The sequence below is a fragment of the Streptomyces sp. NPDC021225 genome (assembly GCF_044332865.1).
GTDB lineage: Bacteria > Actinomycetota > Actinomycetes > Streptomycetales > Streptomycetaceae > Streptomyces.
In genome coordinates this window covers 110,167-127,006 of record NZ_JBIRPV010000012.1, presented here as the reverse complement: position 1 = coordinate 127,006, position 16,840 = coordinate 110,167, and the positions used below count along the sequence as shown (strand labels likewise).

Below are 16,840 nucleotides of genomic sequence, written 5' to 3'. Positions count from 1 at the left end.
CGTTCGGTAGATTGTCGGGTAACCGCTAAAAGGGCGGTTCGTCGCTGTATTCATTGAAGGCGACAGGCCGAATGCTGGCGCTGCGTTCCTCATATCCGAGGCTCGCTAGACAGTCTGCGTATTCCTCTCTTTGGCTAAGGGGGATATGCCTCATCATGACGTCTAGGTACTCACTAGTGTGGGCGTGTTCAACTTTCTGGAGTTCCTTGATGATGGCAGTGAACCGATTCGAGCTTTCCTTGGCGACGCCGATCAAGATATCGTTTACATCTGCTTCCCTTGCTCCCTCCTGGAATTGATTTAAAACCTCCAGTGACCTATCTGCTGCACGATTACTGCCGACCCAGGTGAGTAGGGACTTTGCATCTCTTGCTAACTCTGCGGACCGCAGTGCATCCACCGATCGTTCGATATTTTGAGGATTTCTATAGGCTGCAACAGCGTATAGAAATTCTCCCGCATATTGCCCCACTTCGGCTCTCCGTAAAGCGACCAAGATGACCGGAGCTTTTTTGGGGGAATGAAGAGTTGACGAGAGTCTGATCAGGCTATTTGCTACGGTGCAGGTGTCGTTAGGTGAAACATCCCATGGGTGGGCATCCGCAGGAAACAAGTTATGAATTGCTGAGGTCGTCATCGCAATCCCTTGGGGCGTGTCCCGTGCGGCGCTTTTTAGGAATTTATTGTAGTTCATTCCTGCTTGCCTGATTATGGATACGACTTGAGGCAGCCAGTCGGCTACTTCTAAGTGGCGGGAGGATTCGATCATCTCTACCACATCAAGCATTCCTGCTCTTTTTAATGGTGTAATGTCCCATTCGATTTCGGTGGCCGGTGTTGCGGGAGAGTTGGTTGGCGCTCCGGTCTCGTTTGATTTATCCCGTATGGAGACTCGCTCGCGCCAGACTCGGACATCCGTTTCTGTTGACTCTAGCGGTGCTCCCATGGATCGAGCGTAGTCAGACAATGCCTCGACGATTGAAAGCGCCTGTATCAAGGTCGCCCGACTCTTGCCGCTGAATTTGTCCTGAATGGTTGAACGGGCCATTGTCTCTCGTCTGCCCTGTGTATTTATCAGTCGTTCAATTTCTCGAATAGGTGGATCGCCCGCGCGAACGCGGAGGGCTCGAAGGTGAGTCGCAAGTGCGTCGGTCACGCCAACTCCAAGCATCGGTTGCCGTCCGGCTAGGTCCGCGCTTGTCCGAGACGGTCCGGGGATGTCCGGGTAGTTGGGCAGAAGACTAGGCCGAAGGTCTGCCGGTTGTCCGGGGTTTCGCTGGCTTCGTCCAAGTTTCTAGACGTTCTTAACCCGGACAGCTTTACTTGAGGGTAAAGGCGGTCAAATAGTAGAAATGGTGTAAAGCTAGTGTCTTCTCGAAAAACTCCACAGAAGCCGCAAAATTGGGCGTATGTGATTATGGTTGTCCTCCTGGCCGCTATCTCGGATGGCCGTAGCGCCTCAGACATAAGAGTGCTGGCGTTTGCCGTGCTCTCGGTCGCGGCTGTGTGTTACGCAGCTGGACGCAGGAACTGAGTCCTTGCGTTGCCGCAAGGCCAGCGAAGCGGGTTTGGGCGGTGGACTGCCTGGCAGTCGGGGGCTGGACCGGGAAGGTGCGGGTGAAGACTGCGTCCCTCGGATGGTCCTAGAGATCAGTAGGTGGCGTCGGCCCTAACCAGCCCAGAGACTCACGCTGTTTTTGATGGCGCTCTCGACGGCAACCGTGACGGCAACGACGGCACATGACGCCCGCCAGCTGCCCTCCCTGGGCACCAGGTCAGACCGCTGTTGAGACCCATACCAGGCCACTGCCCGAACCTACGGATCAAGAGGTTGCAGGTTCGAATCCTGCCGAGCGCGCAGCAGCCAAGAGGCCCCTTCCAGAGATGGAAGGGGCCTCTTGCATTGACCATCGACGGCGGTCGTTGACGGCAACCGCCGAGCGCTCCGATCAGACGGCGACCAGCGCGCCGCCCGCACTGTCGTCATCGTCTGGGCCGTCGCCGTCACGCAGGGCATCGCCGACGCGATCGAATACGGAGCGCTGCGGGTCCAGCCGGACGAAGCTTGAGCTGAGCGAAGACGCCATGGCCCGCGGGCTGCGGCGGTTCTGCCGCAGCCCCCGGCTTGCAGGGCGGGTCCGGGGTGGACGGTGGTGCGCCGTCCGCCGGGGGTGTCACCCGTGACGGTGGTGGCCGTGCCGGCGGCTGTGGCCATGGTGGTGATGGCGGCGATGGTGGGCGTGGCAGTCGGAGAGCTGGAAGGAGGCGATACGGGTGTTCCAGTTTCCGGTGCCATTGGCCGGTTGGTACTGGTTGGTGTACCAGAACGTACAGTCGTCCACCGGGTCGATCGCCATGGAGGTGTAGTCACCCCAGCGGTTGCTCCCGGTCTGGGAGCCTGCGCCGGTCCACACGGTGGTTTCGTGGAACGTCATCAGGTTCGGCGGGTCGTGCGCCAGGCGTCCGGTGACTCGGATCGAGGGATGGGTCCGGGAAGACGACTGCGAGTATCCCAGGGCGATGTCGCCGTTCTTGTCCATGGCTGCGGAGCCCATCCACCGGTACGTGGGGTCCGGAGCGTAGGTGCTCTGCTGACGGACGACCGGTCGGCCGTGACGCAGCCGCAGTTCGTACCAGCGCACGCCCACGCCGCCGCGGGCATCGACCGCGTGGTTGACGACCAGGGACTGGTGGTCGCCGAAGTTGCGGTAGGCGAACCGGTACATAGGAGAGTAGGAGAGCGAATCCAGTTTCTGGGCGGTGCCGACCTGGGGGACGCAGCGGGTGGGATCGGTACTCTCGCAGGCCCGGGTGTAGGGGGCCACCTTCAGCTCCTGCGGGCCCGTGAGGGTGGTGCGGGTCTGGTCTGTCCAGTCGGCGTGGAACCGCCAGTACTGCAGCCTGTCGTCGGTGGGGCCGAGGTTGATCAGCAGGTTGGGCTCGCCTCGCGGTGGTGGGGTCTTGCCGTCGAGGTCCGAGCCGAGCGGGATGGTCGACGCCGGAAGGGTGTAGCACTGCTGGTCGGCGTCGGCTCCGCGCAGCATCCTGTGCCGGTCCCAGGCGCACGCCTCGAAGAGCGACCCGGCGGCGGTGGCGGTCACGTAGTAGGCGTCCGGCCACACGGCGAACTTCGGGTGGTCGGGGAGGGTCTGATACCCGAAGGCGTAGCGGTAGTACTCGCCGGTGGCGTCCGCGGTGCGGGAGACGCCCACGCACAGTCGGTTCGTGTTGGTTACGGGGTCGCTGGCGAACTGGTTGAGGATCCAGCGGTGGGCCAGGGAGTCCCAGCGGACTTCGGGGTCCCCGAGGAAGTCGTTCTGAGCGGTCTCGCACGGTCCGCCGAACCCGCTGAACAGGGTTTGGGTCGTCAGCGGCCCCAGCAGCGTGGTACCGGACTTGGAGTACACCGCGAGTTTGAAGTTGGTGATCTCTACGACCTGGCGGGAGCCTACCGAGGCGTTGGGGTCAGGAGGGGTGCCCCCGCCCTCCCGGATGCCCTCGAAATTGACGCCCAACCGGATCCGACCCCGTCTGCCATTGCGGTTCTGCACCACCTGCTCGGGACCGGTGGCCTTGGCGGAGCGCGGGTGCGGCCCCTTTCTGGGGGGCACGGGGTCGGAAGCGCGCCGGGGCTGTCCGGATCTTCGCGACAGCTCACGCAACGGTGGCGAGGTGTCATGGTGCACCGCGGGGCCGGAGTCAGGGGACCGAGTGGCCTGTGAGTGGTCGACCGTCTTGAGTACCGTTCTGGTGGCGGGCACGGCGGACCACGCGGGGGAGGCCAGCAACGCTGCCCCCACTGAGGCGACGGCAACGATCGAACGCAAGGCACGGGATACGTGCATCAAACCTCCGAACGGGTCGGTGAGCCGGACCCGTTCGGCCGCGTGGCGATGGCGGCATTCGAGACGAACCCCACGCGTTTACGGGGGCTGCCGCGACCCCGCGCGCCAGGGGCACGCTTCGAGGCCACAATATGAGGGCGGGTGACTCATGTGATTGTTTGGAAGACCTAGTTATCCAGGTCGTCCGCTCACTGCTGGGCTGACGGGTGTCGTGTCGGGTGCGGTTCAGCCGTATGGCGCTGCCTACATGACGGGCATTCGAGAACCCACCGCTGCCCTCACTGTGGTGGCGGGTGCGAGGGGCGAGGAAACGAGACCGGTCAGACGGCACATACAAGCCGCCGAAAGCCACCCCGGGCGACCGTCGCGGCGGAGAGCGGAGCCCTAGCCCAGTGCTGTGCCCGAACCTACGGATCAAGAGGTTGCAGGTTCGAATCCTGCCGAGCGCGCCCCAGCCCAGAGGCCCCTTCCTGGCGGCGGTCGTCGACGGCAACCGCCGTGCGCTTCGAACACCGGCCGCAGCCGCCCTCCGGCATGGCGCACCGTCGCGCGGGTTGATTGCGATCGGTAATCGAGTGATTACGAATGGCTTGCGCCTGTTCCTTCCACGACAGGCCCCGCATGGCCACGTCCATGGTCACGCGGATCGAGCTGTGTCCGAGGGCTTCCGGGGCGCCCGGCCGGGGGGCAGATGCTGCCGCGCGGTGGCTCAGGCCGCCGTGGCCGCTGCGCCGCGTCCGCCTTGTACTCGCCAACACATGGGGGTGGCGCGCAGGTAGCGGTGCCCGCGCGAACGGACAATGCTGCCATGTACGCGGATCTGCTGCCGGAATCCACCCTGCGCGATGTCGTCGACCTGGCCGTACGCCTTGTCGAGTTCGCTGGCGCGCTGGTTATCTTCGCAGGCGCTGCCTGGGCGTTCGTGCAGTTCGTCCGGTACGGAGCCGGCCGGCTGCGCGGCCGGGGAGAGCCCGAGGCCGCCGCCTCCGGCTTCAACCGGATCCGGCTGACCCTCGGCCGTTTCCTGGCCCTGGGGCTTGAGTTCCAGCTCGCCGGAGACATCCTGCGGACAGCCATCGCGCCCTCCTTCACCGAGATCGGCCAGCTGGCCGCGATCGCCGCGATCCGGACCGCGCTGAACTACATCCTCGCCCGCGAGATCGAACAAGAGCGTCGGGAGATCGAGCGGCTCACCCCCAGGGACGATGCCACGGCTCCAGGAACCGCACCGTGACCATGCTGCTGGCGCAGACTGCCGTTGTGGTCACGGCTCTCGGACTGATCAGCGCCGTGTGCGTCGCCGTCCGGATGCGCCGGGTGCAGCCCGCCGTGGCGGTGCTCACGGACTTCCTCGTGGCAGCCGGCCTCATCCACCTCGCCGGCCACCCCTCCTGGACGTCCCTGGCAGCAGCCGCAGCCGTCATCGGCGTACGACTGCTGGTCAGCTCCAGCCTCCGCATCCAGCCGAAGCGGTAACCGAGCGTGGCGCTCGGCTTGGCGTCCTGATTCCCGGGCCGGACCGGAGGTCATCGGGGTGATCGTTGACCGTCACCGCGTGGCGGAGGGCTCGGGTGCCCAGCCGCGCCCGAGCATAGAGCTCATGCAAGCTGACAGGCCGCCAGGTGCCGCGCTGAGCACTCCGCGCGCCGCCGGGGTGGTAGGCGTGATCTCAGCCCTGCTGCTGGCCACCGTCATCCTGCTGTTCCGCGACGCGGTTCCGACCGAGTCCACTGATCCGGCTGTTTGGTTCGCCGACTCGTCCAGACGGGACGAGTTGCGGGCAGCCGTGCGTCTGCTGCCGTTCGGTGGGATCTTCTTCCTCTGGTTCATAGGTGCGGTGCGTGCCTACATCGGACCCAGTGAGGACAAGTTCTTCAGCACGATCTTCCTGGGCGGCGGGTTCCTGTTCGCCGCTGTGCTCTTCCTCCTCGCCGGGACGGCGTTCGGCGTCATCACGGTGGCCGACAACCCTCATGCCACCGCACTGTTCCCCCTGTGGGAGCACGACCGTCAGACCATCCTCGGTCTGATCTCCAGCTACGCCACGCGCCTGGCCGCCGTCTTCACCATGTCCACCACGATGATCGGGCAGCACCTCGGCATCTTCCCGCGCTGGCTCGTCTTGCTCGGTTACCTCGTGTTCCTGGGGCTGATCTTCGTCGTCGGCATCACCACATGGATCGTGCTTGCGTTCCCGCTGTGGATCCTGGTCGTCAGCGGCCACATCCTTGTGATCAATTTCCGTCCGCCGCACCTGGAAGGGCCGACGAAATGACCCGCAGGAAACCGACGCGGGCGATCTCGGGCCAGCACCCCGGAAACTCTCTCCCACCTGCACGGACGAGGTAGTCGGCAAGCGCAGCGCTCGGTGCGCCCCGGTCACGGGGCCTTCGCCGGTCTCACTCCCGAGAGGCGAAAGCGTGTCGTATGTCCTTAATCTGCTGTGAGAACGCTCGCCGCAGGACCCGAAGACGCAAAGGGGTAAAAGACGCCCGGCTGGGCCGGTTGTCGCGTCAGGCAAATCGAGGTGGAGAGCATGTCGGATCGGCACTCCGTGGACGGTTCCGTCGAGGCCCTGGCGAGGCTCGCCGCCGGTCGCGGCTCCAGATCGGTGAGCAGCCGATGCTGCCGGAGACCGCGTACCAGCTTGTTCACGACGAGGCGATGCTCGACGGCAACGCGCGATTGAACCTTGCGACCTTCGTCGGCACCTGGATGGACGACGAGGCCAGGCGTCTGTACGCCGAGACCTTCGACAAGAACATGATCGACAAGGACGAGTACCCGAGTACCGCAACCATCGAGGAGCGCTGCTGGACGATCATTCAGCGCCATACCGGCCCTATCCGGCCGCCCCTTGCGGGCTGCGGCCATCGCCGCGTCGTGCTCCGCCTCGACCTGCCAGCCCGTCCCGGCGTTCCCTGCTTGGTCGTGCATGGCCACGATGCTGGGCCGGCCGCCGCCCGGTTCGGATCCGTCCGCGTACTCAGCCGCTCCGCCGACGTACTCAGCCACCTCGCCGCAAGAACATCGGCCCCTGCCCGAGCCTGCGGAGCAAGAGGGGGCAGGTTCGAATCCTGCCGGGGAAGGTTCGGCGTCACCGCAAGGAGTCGCTATTGCTGGACCGGCGGGCAGTAGCCGGTGTCCTCGCCGATGGAGTTGATTTCGGCGTTGGACCTGGAGTCCTCACCGTAGTTGACCAGATCGGTGCACTTGATTCCGGGCTTCTTGGGGGTGCCCGACGGTGCCATGTCCTTGTTCGGTTCCGGGCAGTAGCCGGTGTCCTCGCCGATGGAGTTGATTTCGGCGTTGGACCTGGAGTCCTCACCGTAGTTGACCAGGTCCGTGCACTTGATCCCGGGCTTCTTGGGGGTGCCCGAGGGCTTCGCGCTCGCGGACGTGGATGACGAGGGCGAGGCTTCGGTGTCGCTGCCCTGACAGGCGGTGAGCCCGAACGCGGCGATGGCGATCACCACGGCGGCGGCGGCGTTGCGGGCGTGGCGGAGTGTGGTGCGGTGCGACATGATCTTCCCCGTTTTCTCGACGTGGCGCTTCAGGTGCGTGAGAACAAGGTTGTCGGCCACCGCTGACGCTCTACCGCTGTACGGCTAACGTGCCGCTAACGCGTCCGAGGTGGACCGTCGGGCCCTCGGACCGTCCTGCCGAGCGCATGCCGGCTCAGAGGCCCCTTCCGGGTGTCGGGGGCCTCTGACGTATGCGTCGACGGCAGCGGGGCGCGGCTCAGATCACTGACCCGCCCAAGACGGGTGCTTGCTCACCGGGCGGACGCGGTGGCGGTCCGTCGGGCCGTGCCGCCACCGCCGGTGTTCACTCCGCCGTGCGGGGCCCGTGCGTTGTGGCCCTTGGCCTCGAACTTCCCGTCCTGTAGCTCGAAGTGTTCGGGCAACGAGCAGCCGATCGCCGGGGTGATGAGCAGGCTTGTGACGATGGGCGCGGGATTGGTGCTCGCCGTCGAGAACTGGCAGATCGCGGCCGGCCCGGTGACCGGGAACCAGAACCAGCTGTCGACCGCGCCGACCCGTACGTCGTCCGACAGCACGAGCCGGCCGTGCTGCTTGGTGAAGGCCTTCAGGCGGACGGTGGCCCTCAGTGGGTCGGCGGTGGATCGGATCGCGGTCAGGGTGAACTTGACGTTCTCGTCCGCGTCCAGGACCGAGGACGCGATCTGTTTGGTCTCGGCCTCCTTCCCGCCGCCTGTTCCCCCGCCGTGGGCTTCGGCGCCGACGGTTTCGGCCGGGGTGGCCAGCATGGCGACGGTCGCGGCGGCGGCGACCAACACCGCGCCGCCGCGCACGAGCGCGTTCGCGCGTATCCGCATGTTTCCTCCTGGTGCTCATACGTCTTGTTCGCGCATGAATGCCACCTATTTCCTTCCACTTGGCAATGGGAAAACCACCAGAATCACCCGTTCGCGCGCGGTGTCACCCGGCCGGAAGTCAATTCTTGCGGCGACGCCCTTGGCCAAAGGGGCCGTGGCGATCGTGTGCCCGCCACTCCTCCTCATGGATGTCGCGGTCTTCGCCGTCCGCCGCGCCGCCCGGAGTCGGAACCGTCTCCCCGTTGTTGACCTTGGTCAGCAGCGAGGCGAGCGGGTCGGGTTGCTCGTCGTCGAAACGCTCGCGGTCGCGCTCGGGCAGTGGAAGTGGGGAGGGAGGCTTGAGGGCGATCTGCTTCACCTTGGGGCGCGGCGGCTCCGGTGCCGTGCGCACTGCTTCCGTGGCGTTCGGATGCGTCCGTGACGTACCGCTCATCTAACAGCCCCCGTTTCGCCGAAATCCGTGCGCAGTATGGAGAAAACATTCCCCGGAGGAGGCTCAGGTGAACGACTCGGTGACCGATCCTTGGGGGTGGGTCCGCGGTGACTTGATGTGGTGCGTGACATTCACGCGGGGGATTACGCCGGAGGAGGTTCTCACCCGGTTCGGGGCCGATGTCCGGGACGCGCGGCTCCTCGATGGGCGGCAGGCCGCAGCGCTCATGTTCGGCACCTACGACGAGGAGCCGAGAGGGTCGGTGATACGCGTCGGGGCGCTGGGCGACTGGTCGTTCTCAACGGAGGAATACGGCCTCATGGGAAGGATGCCCGGTCCGTTGTCCGCGCTGTCCGAAGGAAGGGAAACCTTTTCCATTCTGAAGGGCGGAGACGGCATGAACATCTTCGAGCATTGGCGCGATGGGCAGCGCACCGAGTGGTTTGAGCCCGGCTGTTCCTATACGCGGCCCCCTGCGCCGCACCCTTGGTGGGACGCGGTGCAGGCGGGGATTGAGGCAGCAGGGTCGGAATACACCCGGCTTGAGGTCGTGACGCGGGTGGTCGCCGACTACACGGGGCTTGTTCTCGACGATGACACGGTCAATGGCCCGCTTCTCGGCTTGCTGCTCGAGGACCGCCGCCGAACGCCGGACCCACCGCCACCCAGCCGTCCGCGGTCGGCGAGCCGGGCGGGGCTGGGGCGTCTGCTGGGGACCGTTGTCCCCAAAGACTTGTCGGCCACCCGAGCGGATCGGGTCCCCGCAGATGATCTCGGAGTTCCGGTCGGGCCGTTCCACACGAGCGGCGTCGTCGTGGAGGGCTCCGGAGACGCGCCGCGCTCAGCCCGCCGTCCGGAGGGCATGCCGGACCCAGACATTGGGCTCGACATAGACCGCCCGGTCGAGGGCGATGTCGCAGCGCACCGGCGCGAGGGCGCCGGGCACCTCGATGTCGCCGTCGCAGTCGAAGGGGAGGCCGGTCCACTGCCGCCACTGCCGGAGGGAGCCGCTGACCGTCATCGACGCGGGCGCGACGTTCGCGATGGTGCCGCCTGCCTTGACGTGGACCCGTAGCCAGGGGTCGTCGGGCAGTCCGTCCTCGCGTCGCTGTCGGATGTAGTCGGACATGGGGACGCGGGGTTGCAGATGTTTGGCCGTCGGACGGACCGGGGCCAGCAGCACGCGGTGGCCCTGGCCCTCCGCTGCGTCACGGAGCGCCCGCAGCATGCGGTAGGACAGGCCGCGGCCGAGGTATTCGGTGTCCACCGTGATCTCCAGCGCGCCGGCCACGGTCGGCGGAAGCCCGTGCCGCCGGTCGCGGAACGCCCAGGACAGGACGCGGTCCCAGCCCTGGTCGGGCGTTTCCGTACGGCCGTCCGCCTCGGCGTTGAACGGTACGGCCAGGGCCCGCGCGATCACGCGGTCGCCGTCGGTGGCCACCGCGCAGTACTGCGGGAACTCCTCGACGACTTGGCTCAGCAGGGTGCTTGCGACCAGGTCATGAGAGGTGAAGGGAGGCCAGGTCTCGTTGATCTCATAGACGCGGGAGATCAACGAAGGGCGGTCGGCGAGCGAGGTGATCGTCGGGGTGGCGCTGTCTGTCACGATCGGCACACTGTCATACGGGATACGGGCGAAGCGACCTCTTTGCGGGCCACCGGGCCCGGGTAGGTCCGCCTGCATGGGCTTGAACTACAACGATCATTACCATCCGCTGCTGCTGAAGCAGGTGCCGGACGGGGCGCTGACGGCGCTGGACGTCGGGTGCGGTGCGGGGCGGTTCGCGCGGCTGCTCGCGGGGCGTGGGCTGGACGTCGAGGGGGTGGACGCCGACGCGGGCGTCATCGAGGTGGCGCGGGCGGCCGGGGGCGGGCCTCGGTACCGGCGGGTCGATGTGCGTGAGTGGCAATTACCGGACGCCCACTACGACTTCATCTCGTGCATCGCCAGCCTCCACCACATGTCGTTCGACACGGTGCTGACGCTGCGAAGGGCCCTCGCCCCGGGCGGCGTTCTGGCGGTGCTGGGGCTCTATCCGATCAAGACGGCGGCCGACTTCGTATGGGCCGCGCCGGCCTCCTCGCTGCTCAAGGCGGAGCGGCTGCTGCGCGGGCGCCACGCCGCCCCGTCCGTGCGGGTCCCGATCGTCTGGCCGCCCCCGCTGACGTACGCCGAGACCCGCGCCGAGGCCGCCCGGCTGCTGCCCGGCGCGACGCTGCGCCGCCTGCTGTTCTGGCGGTATCTCCTGATTTACCGGGAGGAGCGGGGCCGCGGGTTCGATTCGGCTTAGGGTCGGTTCATGGATGCGCTGCTGCCGCTCGCGATCGTTTTCGGTGTCCTGGCCGCGGTTCTGGGCGGCTTTGTGTGGCTGGCATCGCGCATCCGTCGCCGGGGGCTCGCCGGCGGCGCCATGAGTGGAGCCCTGGCCTCCTATGAGGAGGCGTTCCGGGTGACGTCTCACGAGGCCCACTACGAGATCAGGGCGCAAGCGGAGCGCAAGGCGCCGATCCTGTCGCCGGATGACGACTGGCGGCGGAGCCGTGCCGGGGTCGGCCGGCCGGGGGCGGGGGAAGGGCCGGAGCGGCCGTCTCGGTCGGCCCGCCGGCCGCGACGGGGCCTTGCGCGCTGGGCCGGTCGTCTGAGGCGCCGTCACTGACCCCGGCGCTCGGTTCGGAACGTGACGTCGGCGGCGCGCGGGACGATTTCGATGTCGGATCCCAAGGCCCATTCGGCGACCCGTGACACCATCGCGGCCGGAACGGCGTCGCTGATGTCCGGCGCCGCCGGGATGTCGTAGGTCCCATGGGCGTCGTGCGGCAGGACCACGCGGTATCCGAGGGCCAGCGCCGTACGCGCGGTCGCGCTGACGCACATCTCGGACATCACCCCGCACACGGCCAGGTCCGATATCCCGGCCTCGGTCAGCAGCGCGCCCAGGGGCGTCTCGTGGAAGCCGTCGTCCTCCGTCTTGCGGATCACGACTTCCCGCCGGCCCTCGTGGACGGGCAGATGCAGCTCCCAGCCCGGCGTCTTCGGTTCGTCGGACGCGCCCGTGGGGCCGTCGTTCTGGAGGTGGACGACGAGCGCGCCTTCCGTACGCGCCCTGGCCAGCAGGCCCTCGATGCCCTCCAGCATCCGCGGCGCGTCGGGCACCGCGTCCGGGCCTGAGACGAAGGCTGCCTGGACATCCACCACGATCAGGGCCTGGGCGGGCGGTACTTGAGTGGTCATGGGGCGATTGTTCATCAGCTCGGCGCGCGCGGCACGCGGGTTATGGCCGTGGCGGGGCGTCGAGCGCGGCGGTGGCCAGGGTGTGGAGGCAGGCGGTGAGGCGTTGGCCGTCGCCCTGGCGCAGCAGGGCCAGGATCGGGTCGCTGTGCAGGGCGCTCAGGAGGATGTGGGTCAGCAACTCGGCGTCCAGGTCGGGGCGTTCCTCGGTGATGAGGGTGCTGATGTGGCGGTGCCAGGCGGTGTAGACCGGGTGCGCGTCCTGGGCGGTGGCCGGGGAGTCCTCGGCGGCGGGCTTGGGGGCGGTGGCCATGGCGTGGTCGAGCGCGGCGATGAGGCCCTTGTTGCGGGTGACGACGTCGACCATGGCGGTGAGGAAGGCCAGGAGGCGCTCGCGCGGGGGTGCGCCCGGGCCCAGCGGTGGTGGGCCGCCGGCGACGGACTCGCCCAGGGTGAGGGCCCGTTCCTCCATGAGCGCGCGCATGAGGCCCATGCGGTTGCCGAACCGGTGGAAGACGGTGCCCTTGCCGACGCCCGCCGTGGCGGCGACCTGTTCCATGGAGATCTGCTCGGGCCGGTACCTGGCCAGCAGTTCTTCGGTCGCGCACAGGATCGCGCGCCGGTTCCGTACGGCGTCGGCGCGTTCGCGGCGGCCCCCGGTCATGAATTCCACTCCCCTCGCATGCTCCTTCTGGCCTGTTCGCATGGTGTCACGCATGGACAACTGGACCGACGGTCCAGTACGGTCTCGGGCTATCCGGATAAGTTGACCGATGGTCCAGTTATTGGGGAGGGGTAGCGGCATGCGGCAGGTGCGTTACTACGAGTACGGCGGTCCCGAGGTCCTGCGGATCGAGGAGGTGGACACCCCCGTTCCGGGCGAGGGGCAGGTGCTCATCCGCGTCGAGGCGATCGGCGCCAACTTCGTCGACACCAAGTTCCGGAGTGGGGCGCAGGGGATCTTCCAGTGGCCGCTGCCCGGCACGGTCACCGGGGATGTGGTGGGCAGGATCGAGGCCGTGGGGCCCGGGGTCGACGAGGGACGGGTGGGGGAGCGGGTGGCGACGCTCGTCAACGACGCGTTCGCGGATCAGGTCGTCGCCGACGCGGCCTGGCTGGCTCCCGTGCCCGAGGGGCTCGACGTGGGGGCGGCCACCATGCTGCCGATGGGCGCGCCGGTGGCCTTGCGGGTGCTGCGCCTGGGGCGGCTCGCGGAGGGCGAGAGCGTGCTGGTGCACTCGGCCGCGGGCGGCATCGGCCATCTCGCCGTACAGCTCGCACGGGTGCTGGGGGCCGGCACGGTCGTTGCCACCGTGGGCTCGCCCGACAAGTTCGGCTTCGTCCGGGAGCTGGGCGCCGATGTCGTCGTCGACTACACCGACGACGACTGGCCGGAGCAGGTGCGGAAGGCCGTGCCGGGCGGCGTGGACGCGGCCGTCGGGTCGGTCGGCGGGCGGGTGCTGCGGCAGACCGTCGAGCTGCTGGCCCCGTTGGGCCGGGCCGTCGAGTACGGGGCGGCGAGCGGGGAGTTGGGGGAGGTCGGGGTCATGGAGCTGATCGCGATGAAACAGGTGGCCGGGTTCTCCCTGCTGGCCTGGCGGGCGGCCCGCCCCGAGCAGGCCCGCGAGGACATGGCGGAGGTCGCCGGTCACTTCGCGTCGGGGCGGCTGCGCACCGTCGTACACGGGCGCTTCCCGCTCACCGAGGCGGCCGAGGTCCACCGGCTGTTCGACGCGCGGGCTCAGCTCGGCCGGGTGCTGCTGGTGCCGTGACGCGCCGGGAGGCCGGATCCGGGGTACGGAGCCGGCCTCCCGCGGGGCGGTGGAGGGGAGAGCGGTGGTCTCCCTGTGCTCGTCGGCCCTCCTTCGCCTTTGTCAGTCCTCCTTGGCCTTCCAGAACACCGGCTCCTTGTCGAAGTCACCCGTGTACGAGACGACCGACGGCGTCTCGCCCGAGGGGAGCAGGAAGACCTTGCAGAGCGTGGCGGTGTCGCCCGCCTTGAAGTCGTCCGGGTCCTCGCCGGGGCACTTGGTGACGTCGCCGCCCAGGGTGAGGAGGGACTTCCCCTCTTCGCCGCGGCTGTCGCGCAGGTGGGTGGGGGTGTTCAGGAAGGGGTACTCGATCGCGTCCTTGCCGATGTTCTTGAAGCTGACCGTCACGTAGTACGGCTGGAGCTTCCGCTCCTCGGCGTTGAGCGCCACCTTGTCCAGGTCCGACTGCGAGCCCTTCACCACGCTCTTCGCCGCGATGTTCAGGACGCCCGTCTTGTCCGAGCGCTTGTAGGTGATCGGGGTGGTCTCGCCGAGGGCGAGGGTCTTGCCCGCGTCGGAGTCGAGCGCCTTGCTGGCGGTGGCGGAGGGCTTGGGAGTCTTGGTGGGCGTGTCGTCGCCGCCGTCCTGGGCGAGGTTGTCGTTGCAGCCGGTGGCCAGCAGGGCGAAGCCGGCGGCACACAGGACTGCGGCGGCTGTGCGGTTACGCGTGGATCGGATGCGCATGAATCGGTCCCCGTTGAGTTGAGATGGTGCGAGTCGTGTTGGTGCGAGCTGGGCTCGCGTGAGTTGTGTTCACGGTGGTCGGGCCGGATTCGGCGGGCCCGTCGGTGTGCGGTGCACACATCATGGCCGCGACAAAGCGCCAGGCCAGAGGCGAAGATCCACTCGAAGCGAGGCTGAGACCGGGTCGTTGCAAAGTAACCGGGAGCCGAAACGGATTTCCCTGGCGGCCCGGAATGACGTACAGTTACAGACACCGACGCGGGGTGGAGCAGCTCGGTAGCTCGCTGGGCTCATAACCCAGAGGTCGCAGGTTCAAATCCTGTCCCCGCTACTCATACGAGGGGCCCGGCGCATCAGCGCCGGGCCCCTCGGCCGTTCAGCCCGGGACCTTCCAGGACACCGGCTCCTCGGTGTCACCGCCCGTGGCATAGGTCACAGTGGCCGGGGTGACGCCCTTGGGCAGCAGAAAGACCTTGCACAGGGTGGCGGTGTCGCCCGCCGCGAAGTCGTCCGGGTCCTTGCCGGGGCACCGCTTCACGCCGTCATCCGCGGTGATCAGGACCTCCTGGGACGCGCCGCCGCCGTCCTCCAGGCTGGTGGGGGTGTTCAGGAAGGGGTAGTGGATGGAGTCCTCGCCGATGTTCCTGAAGGTCATGGTGACGTAGTACGGCCGCAGCCCGTGGTCCGAGGCCTGGAGCGAGCCCTTGGGCAGGTCCGCCGGGGTGCCCTTCGCCACGCTCTCCGCCGTGACCCTCAGGGTGCCCCGGACGTTGTCCGAGCCGCGCTTGTAGGCGACCGCGGTGGCCTTGCCCAGGGCGAGGGTCCGGTGTCCGCCGCCGCCGGGCGCCCTGTCGTCCGTCGAGCCCGCGGTTCCCGGTCCCTGGCCCGGCCGCCCGGAGGCGGCGTCGTCCTCGCAGGCGAGGGCGAGCAGGGCGAGGCCGGCCGCGCAGCAGGTGAGGGCGGTGGCGCGGGCGCGGGCGGAGCGGTTGAGCACGTGGGCGGTCCCTCTGTGGTGGTCGTTTGCCGGCCGGCGGTTCGTCGTCAGGAACGTAGTGATCTTGTATGGCAGATCATCGTGGTCGTGACCAAAGACCTCTTGGGTGCCGGTACCAACCCGCAGCGAGCCTGAGACGGGGCCGTGACGCGCCGCCCGCGCGCCCGGGGCCTGGCGAAGGCGCAGGTCAGGGCGATTGTCAGTGGGGGGTGCCATGCTGCTTGGCAGTGGTCGTCGCCGCCTCTGGGGCGGTCCTCGTTCCTGGGGGTCTCCCACGCCCGGGGACGGGCCTCCGGCTGAGCCGGCGGCGGTCGGAGCGGGCCCGACGGGGGTGGGCCCGCTCCGGCCGTGAGCCATCGGCGGGGGCCGGCGTGGCTCAGCCGTCGTGGCCGAGCGGCAGGGCCTCGGCCAGGGCGCGCCACTCGGCCAGCGGGATGGCGCCCAGGGGGTCGGTGGTCACGACCTGGACGGCCAGGTGGTCCGCGCCGGCCGTCAGGAACTCGTCGGCGCGGCGGCGGATCGCCTCGGCGTCGCCGAGGGCGAAGACGGACGAGACGAGGCGGTCGCTGCCGCCGTCGCGGAAGTCGTCCTCGGTGAAACCCAACCGGAGGAGGTTATTGGTGTAGTTGGGCATCGGGAGGTAGTAGGCGAGATAGCCGCGGGCGATGGCGCGGGCGCGGTCGGGGTCCGGTTCGAGGACGACCTTGAGGTCCGGGGCGAGGAGCGGGTCGGCGCCCAGGATTTCGCGGGCCTCGGCGGTGAACTCGGGTGTGACGAGGTAGGGGTGGGCGCCCGCGGCGCGGACGCGGGACAGCTCCAGCATCTTCGGGCCGAGGGCCGCCAGCACCCGGCGGGAGTCGGGGACGGGGGCCGGCGCGGCGTCGAGGGCGTCGAGATACTCGCGCATCGCCGTGTACGGGCGGGAGTACTGCTTGGCCATGTGGCTGTGGCTCACCCCGAGGCCGAGCAGAAAGCGGCCGCCGTGGGCCGCGTCGAGGGCGGCGTGGCGCTCGGCCACATAGGCGGCCTCGTGGTCCCAGATGCTGAGGATGCCGGTCGCGACCGTGATCCGGGAGGTCGCCTCCAGGAGGAAGGCGGCCTGGTCGGGCGACGGGCTGCCGCCAAGCCACAGCGCTCCGTACCCCAGCGCCTCCAGCTCGGCCGCGGCGTCCCTGACCGCGTCGTGGATCGCGGGGTCCGCCGAGGGATCCGTCGCGGGGTCCGTCACGCGGAGGGCCGCGGTCCAGATGCCGGTCCTGCCGAGTGCGGTGGCGAGCGTCCTGCCGGGGGTCGGGTCAGGGGTGGTGCCGGGGGCGGTGCCCGGCTCGTGGTGAGAGGCCATGCGGCCATTCAACCGGAGGTGGCATCCGGTTGTTCCTCGCCGCGCGGTCGGGCACCGATTCGACACGGGTTTCTCACCTGAGAGGGCCTGGCGGCGGGCGCTGACGGGGGCGGCACAGGATTCTCAGGCTATTCACAGACAGTGGAAAGGGGACTCTCAGACG

Annotated in this window: 18 protein-coding genes, 1 tRNA gene and 2 pseudogenes; 9 read left to right on the top strand and 12 right to left on the bottom strand. The window is 68.2% G+C overall.

Annotation, left to right across the window (positions count from 1 at the left end; translation table 11 throughout):
- Positions 1–25 precede the first annotated feature (25 nt).
- The 3 genes from ACH4S9_RS37280 to ACH4S9_RS37270 form a co-directional block, all read right to left on the bottom strand.
- The gene (locus tag ACH4S9_RS37280; RefSeq protein WP_398376082.1) at positions 26–1,156 is read right to left on the bottom strand and encodes a hypothetical protein; all 1,131 of its coding nucleotides are present in this window, start codon (positions 1,154–1,156) and stop codon (positions 26–28) included.
- A gap of 793 nt (positions 1,157–1,949) precedes the next feature.
- The gene (locus tag ACH4S9_RS37275; protein WP_398376080.1) at positions 1,950–2,087 is read right to left on the bottom strand and encodes a hypothetical protein; all 138 of its coding nucleotides are present in this window, start codon (positions 2,085–2,087) and stop codon (positions 1,950–1,952) included.
- Positions 2,088–2,174: 87 nt separating this feature from the next.
- Complete coding sequence (locus ACH4S9_RS37270; protein ID WP_398376078.1) at positions 2,175–3,611, bottom strand: hypothetical protein; 1,437 nt, start codon at positions 3,609–3,611, stop codon at positions 2,175–2,177.
- Positions 3,612–4,653: 1,042 nt separating this feature from the next.
- On the opposite strand from ACH4S9_RS37270, the gene ACH4S9_RS37265 reads away from it, so the two are divergent.
- The 4 genes and pseudogenes from ACH4S9_RS37265 to ACH4S9_RS37250 all read left to right on the top strand — a co-directional run.
- Positions 4,654–5,079 (top strand): DUF1622 domain-containing protein, encoded by a 426-nt coding sequence (locus tag ACH4S9_RS37265; RefSeq protein WP_398376077.1) that lies wholly within the window; start codon positions 4,654–4,656, stop codon positions 5,077–5,079.
- Positions 5,076–5,321 (top strand): hypothetical protein, encoded by a 246-nt coding sequence (locus ACH4S9_RS37260; protein ID WP_398376076.1) that lies wholly within the window; start codon positions 5,076–5,078, stop codon positions 5,319–5,321. Before ACH4S9_RS37265 ends, ACH4S9_RS37260 begins: the two co-directional genes overlap by 4 nt.
- Before the next feature lie 124 nt (positions 5,322–5,445).
- A complete protein-coding gene (locus tag ACH4S9_RS37255; RefSeq protein WP_398376074.1) occupies positions 5,446–6,120 on the top strand; it encodes a hypothetical protein in 675 nt (224 codons plus the stop codon).
- A 230-nt stretch (positions 6,121–6,350) separates the two neighbouring features.
- Positions 6,351–6,659 (top strand): annotated as a pseudogene (locus tag ACH4S9_RS37250) (hypothetical protein); the annotation flags it as partial.
- A gap of 299 nt (positions 6,660–6,958) precedes the next feature.
- Here the strand turns inward: ACH4S9_RS37250 and ACH4S9_RS37245 are convergent.
- The 3 genes from ACH4S9_RS37245 to ACH4S9_RS37235 all read right to left on the bottom strand — a co-directional run bounded on the left by ACH4S9_RS37245 (position 6,959) and on the right by ACH4S9_RS37235 (position 8,575).
- Positions 6,959–7,429, bottom strand: coding sequence for a hypothetical protein (locus ACH4S9_RS37245; protein ID WP_358846662.1), 471 nt, complete (start codon positions 7,427–7,429; stop codon positions 6,959–6,961).
- Between the two features lie 191 nt (positions 7,430–7,620).
- The gene (locus ACH4S9_RS37240) at positions 7,621–8,184 is read right to left on the bottom strand and encodes a hypothetical protein (protein WP_398376073.1); all 564 of its coding nucleotides are present in this window, start codon (positions 8,182–8,184) and stop codon (positions 7,621–7,623) included.
- Between the two features lie 118 nt (positions 8,185–8,302).
- On the bottom strand, positions 8,303–8,575 hold the full coding sequence (locus ACH4S9_RS37235) for a hypothetical protein (protein ID WP_385342377.1): 273 nt from the start codon (positions 8,573–8,575) through the stop codon (positions 8,303–8,305).
- A 157-nt stretch (positions 8,576–8,732) separates the two neighbouring features.
- Here ACH4S9_RS37235 and ACH4S9_RS37230 point away from each other — a divergent pair.
- Positions 8,733–9,137 (top strand): annotated as a pseudogene (locus ACH4S9_RS37230) (DUF6461 domain-containing protein); the annotation flags it as partial.
- Positions 9,138–9,458: 321 nt separating this feature from the next.
- Here ACH4S9_RS37230 and ACH4S9_RS37225 read toward each other — a convergent pair.
- Positions 9,459–10,223 carry an N-acetyltransferase gene (locus ACH4S9_RS37225; RefSeq protein WP_398376072.1) on the bottom strand — a complete coding sequence of 255 codons (765 nt, stop codon included), beginning with the start codon at positions 10,221–10,223 and terminating at the stop codon, positions 9,459–9,461.
- A gap of 76 nt (positions 10,224–10,299) precedes the next feature.
- Between ACH4S9_RS37225 and ACH4S9_RS37220 the strand changes: the two genes are divergently transcribed.
- Together ACH4S9_RS37220 and ACH4S9_RS37215 are read left to right on the top strand one after the other, a co-directional pair.
- Positions 10,300–10,908, top strand: coding sequence for a class I SAM-dependent methyltransferase (locus ACH4S9_RS37220; RefSeq protein ID WP_311726128.1), 609 nt, complete (start codon positions 10,300–10,302; stop codon positions 10,906–10,908).
- Between the two features lie 9 nt (positions 10,909–10,917).
- Entirely contained in the window at positions 10,918–11,274 is a 357-nt protein-coding gene (locus ACH4S9_RS37215; protein WP_385342380.1) for a hypothetical protein, read from the top strand.
- Here the strand turns inward: ACH4S9_RS37215 and ACH4S9_RS37210 are convergent.
- Positions 11,268–11,849 (bottom strand): cysteine hydrolase family protein, encoded by a 582-nt coding sequence (locus ACH4S9_RS37210; protein WP_398376071.1) that lies wholly within the window; start codon positions 11,847–11,849, stop codon positions 11,268–11,270. The two genes, ACH4S9_RS37215 and ACH4S9_RS37210, sit on opposite strands and share 7 nt — an antisense overlap.
- A gap of 40 nt (positions 11,850–11,889) precedes the next feature.
- Positions 11,890–12,510, bottom strand: coding sequence for a TetR/AcrR family transcriptional regulator (locus ACH4S9_RS37205; protein WP_398376229.1), 621 nt, complete (start codon positions 12,508–12,510; stop codon positions 11,890–11,892).
- A 139-nt stretch (positions 12,511–12,649) separates the two neighbouring features.
- On the opposite strand from ACH4S9_RS37205, the gene ACH4S9_RS37200 reads away from it, so the two are divergent.
- Positions 12,650–13,618 carry a zinc-binding alcohol dehydrogenase family protein gene (locus ACH4S9_RS37200; RefSeq protein ID WP_398376070.1) on the top strand — a complete coding sequence of 323 codons (969 nt, stop codon included), beginning with the start codon at positions 12,650–12,652 and terminating at the stop codon, positions 13,616–13,618.
- A gap of 102 nt (positions 13,619–13,720) precedes the next feature.
- On the opposite strand, the gene ACH4S9_RS37195 is transcribed toward ACH4S9_RS37200, so the two are convergent.
- On the bottom strand, positions 13,721–14,341 hold the full coding sequence (locus tag ACH4S9_RS37195; RefSeq protein ID WP_398376068.1) for a hypothetical protein: 621 nt from the start codon (positions 14,339–14,341) through the stop codon (positions 13,721–13,723).
- A 257-nt stretch (positions 14,342–14,598) separates the two neighbouring features.
- Here ACH4S9_RS37195 and ACH4S9_RS37190 point away from each other — a divergent pair.
- A tRNA-Met gene (locus ACH4S9_RS37190) sits at positions 14,599–14,672 on the top strand.
- A 45-nt stretch (positions 14,673–14,717) separates the two neighbouring features.
- Here the strand turns inward: ACH4S9_RS37190 and ACH4S9_RS37185 are convergent.
- On the bottom strand, positions 14,718–15,335 hold the full coding sequence (locus ACH4S9_RS37185) for a hypothetical protein (protein WP_398376066.1): 618 nt from the start codon (positions 15,333–15,335) through the stop codon (positions 14,718–14,720).
- 376 nt (positions 15,336–15,711) lie between these two features.
- Entirely contained in the window at positions 15,712–16,677 is a 966-nt protein-coding gene (locus tag ACH4S9_RS37180) for an LLM class F420-dependent oxidoreductase (RefSeq protein ID WP_398376064.1), read from the bottom strand.
- Positions 16,678–16,840 lie beyond the last annotated feature (163 nt).